Source organism: Pricia sp., assembly GCF_041745955.1.
In the GTDB taxonomy this organism is placed as follows: Bacteria; Bacteroidota; Bacteroidia; order Flavobacteriales; family Flavobacteriaceae; genus Pricia.
The window spans coordinates 1-3404 of record NZ_JBGTHY010000452.1 but is presented as its reverse complement, the minus strand read 5'-3'; the positions used below and the strand labels follow the sequence as shown (position 1 = coordinate 3404).

3 protein-coding genes are annotated in these 3404 nt (G+C 46.4%); all 3 read right to left on the bottom strand.

What is annotated here, in order from left to right; genetic code table 11:
• On the bottom strand, window positions 1-257 hold a 257-nt coding region (locus ACEW8S_RS16005; RefSeq protein ID WP_373519124.1), incomplete at its 3' end, for an FAD-binding protein.
• 75 nt (window positions 258-332) lie between these two features.
• A complete protein-coding gene (locus tag ACEW8S_RS16000; protein ID WP_373519123.1) occupies window positions 333-2441 on the bottom strand; it encodes a thioredoxin domain-containing protein in 2109 nt (702 codons plus the stop codon).
• A 113-nt stretch (window positions 2442-2554) separates the two neighbouring features.
• Window positions 2555-3404, bottom strand: an 850-nt coding sequence (locus tag ACEW8S_RS15995) for an amidohydrolase family protein (RefSeq protein WP_373519122.1), incomplete at its 5' end; no start/stop codon positions are given.

Here is a 3404-nt window from a genome sequence, read left to right as displayed (position 1 = left end):
CCCTCGACATGCCAATCGCCCCAAGACATATCGGCCCCACCGAAAGCACGGTCGGTTCCAGCAAACCTACGTGGGGATTCATAGGCCCATTTCAATTGGGTCATCGTCTTCGGGTCGGCAGGGTCAAAAAACGGGCCCGCCTCCACAACGGCCACCTTAAGGCCGGCATCGGCCAATTGTTTGGTGGCCATACCGCCACCGGCACCCGACCCGACTACGATTACATCATACTCTTCGGGAGTTTCCTTTATTTGCATAGTTTGGATTTAGTTAATTCAATTAAGCAGACAAGTTAAAAATTATATGGATAAAACACTAAAATATTTGAGATTTCAAAAATTCCTTACCTGCCCCAACGCCTTTTCCACCGTCTCCACCGGCAGCTTACATGTCGTATTCTTACATACATAGATAAAAGTACCATCATCAAAATACCGATCTTCAAAAAGCGGCAGATCACTCTCGGAAGTAGTCCCTACAACCAAGGTGTTGGGTACATAGTTTTGGTGTAGGTCTTTGAGCAACGGTAGCGCGTTTTTGCCTACTACGGCGATTTCGTAGTAGGGATATGCTGTATGAAGCAAAAGGGCGTTCCATTTCGAATAGCTCGGGGCATGCTCCGTGATCATGGGCACCATGGCCGAAAGCATACGCTGTGCCTTTTCGGTATAGGCGGTTTTGTATTCGATATGTCCCAATCTGAAAAGATTGTGCGCCATAACGGCATTGGGCGAGGGCAGCACGCCGTCATCGGTCTTGATTATATTGGCGATCAGCTCATCACTGTCGTTGTAGCGGTACATACCCGATGCCTTATCGAAAAATAGAATTTCCGCCTTTTCGGTAAGCTTTTGGGCGAAATTGAGGTATTTGATATCCATGGTCGCGCTGTACAGTTTTAGGGAGGCATCCGTCAAAAACGCATAATCCTCCAAAAAACCTTCCTTTTGACGACCTCCTTCTTTATACGTGTGTACCAAGGCTCCCTCTGCATAGGATTTCGCCCTAATAAATTCAAAAATGGATTTCGCCCTGTCCAGATGCTCCTTTTGTCCGAAGGTTTCATACACGTCCACAAATCCATTGATCAACAGGGCGTTCCATGAGGTAATGATTTTATCGTCGGTGGATGGCCTTATTCTTTCGCCCCTAGCCTTCAGGAGTTTGTCATGCCACTCTTTCTTCGAAACTTCAAGTTTATTCTGTGCTATGGAATGCTCCTTCTCAAAAGCGGAATCATATAATGGTTTGTGCAGTACATACTTTCCTTCTTCCCAAACGGACTTGGGCCTGATGTTATAATAGGATGCAAAAAGGTCGAAATCGTTACCTAAAACGGATTTCAATTCATCTTCCTGCCATACGTAAAACTTGCCTTCTTCACCTTCACTATCCGCATTCAATGCAGCAAAATAGCCGCCGGCGGTATTCTTCATTTCACGATCCAGAAATTCAATAGTTTCGAAAACGACCGCTTTGTATTGCGGATTTTTGAAAATCTGGTAGGCCTTGGCATAGAGGCTCAACAATTGGGCATTGTCATAGAGCATCTTTTCAAAATGCGGCACTTTCCAATATGCGTCGGTACTGTAACGGTAAAATCCGCCGCCCAAATGATCATATATACCACCGAGGGCCATTTTATCCAAAGTAAGCTGCACATGTTCTTTGGCGCTATTATCATCGGTCAATAGGGCATAATCCAACAAAAAGCTCAAATTGGTGGGAATCATGAACTTCTGCGTTCCCTTTTCGCCGCCTTCCTCCAAATCCCAGTTCGGTATCCAATTTTCGACACTCTCCCTTACGGTCCCTTCCGTTAGCGAACCGATATCTTCCGTAGGCTGTATAAGGTTGGCCTCAGCAATTCCGGAGGCGACCATATCAGCGTATTCCGCCGCTTTTTTTGGATCATTTTTATATAGAGCGCTGATTTTGGTCAATACCTTGGTCCACTGTTCCTTGGTGTGATATGTGCCGCCGTATAAGGGTTTTCCATTGGGCAGGGTAATCACGTTCAGCGGCCATCCGCCATTGCCCGAAATCAGTTGTAATGCGGTCATATAGACCTGATCGACATCGGGCCGCTCTTCACGGTCGACCTTTATATTGATGAAGTTTTCGTTCATGATCTTGGCCACTGCTTCATCTTCAAAGGTCTCCTCTTCCATCACATGGCACCAATGGCAAGAGGAATAGCCGATACTGACCAGCACCAATTTGTTTTCCTTCTCGGCATCTTTCAGGGCCTCTGGGCTCCAAGGCCGCCAATTTACGGGATTATGGGCGTGTTGTAGCAAATACGGACTCGTCTCGTCCGCCAGCGCATTAGTGAATTTGTGGGTGTTATCCATTTGTTGGCCTTGGTTTTCTTTGCAGGACAAAAGTAGAATGGGCAATAAAAAACATCCTAAAAGCGATTTTGGGAACGGGGAAATCATAACTAATTTTTAATCCCACGAAAATACGATATTTCGAATCAAGTTCAGGCGCAAGTTCAAGTCTGTCCGTGGCAAATAGGTCCCATACCTCCTTTACGTCCGGGACAAGGGATTCAATTTTCGGGAAAAAGACTTTTATCCAAACCGGGAATCAGTTCCAGGGCATTCTTATAATAGACTTTTTTTAGCACTTCATCCGGGAGGTCAAGACCGTACATTGCCCAAAAGGCATGATATTTTTTATAATAGGGGAAATACTCGTCGGCAGTTTCCAAAACCCGGAAATAGGTGGGAAACTCATCGGGCTGCCAACTATCTTTTCCGAAAAGGATGCGGTCTTGGTATTTGATAAAAAACTCCCTGGCGTTCCGGGGCTGCCGGCCCAGTTCTGCGATAACTGCGGCGATACCGACGCTCATGTTCGGTATTTCGTCTAAAAGTTGGCCCAGTTTGCCCAAATCGTTGGCGTACCAGCCCATGTGTGCATTTATAAACTTCGTATCGGGATGTCTTTTGAACATCCGATGCTGTTCGTCGATAATCTTTTCCCAGGATGCCGGATCCGTATCAGATCGCTTTCTACGGGGATGCGTTTTTAGTTCCAACCAACGCTCGTTATCGCCATCCATGGCGTCCCAAAACGATTTTGGGTCCGCGGAATGTATCAATACGGGAACGCCCAGTTCCCCACATTTGGCCCAAATGGCATCCAAACGGTCGTCATCGACCGCCAATCGGTTGCCGTCACTATCCATATTCCGAAGGCCTAGACTTTTATAAACTTTTAGGCCCTTGGCCCCATTTTTAATATCGGCTTCGAGTTGATTTACCGCCTTTTCTGTCCATCCTTTTGTGCCGACACCATCGAAATCCACATTGGCAAACACCACGAACCGGTTGGGATAGACACTATTGATATTATCGATTTGTTCCTGAAGACCTGCACCCGACCCTCCGCTTAAA

What these genes read in the sequence shown, in the direction of transcription:
- ACEW8S_RS16000 (WP_373519123.1), bottom strand. Translation starts at nt 2,441, where the DNA reads ATGATTTCCCCGTTCCCAAAATCGCTTTTAGGATGTTTTTTATTGCCC.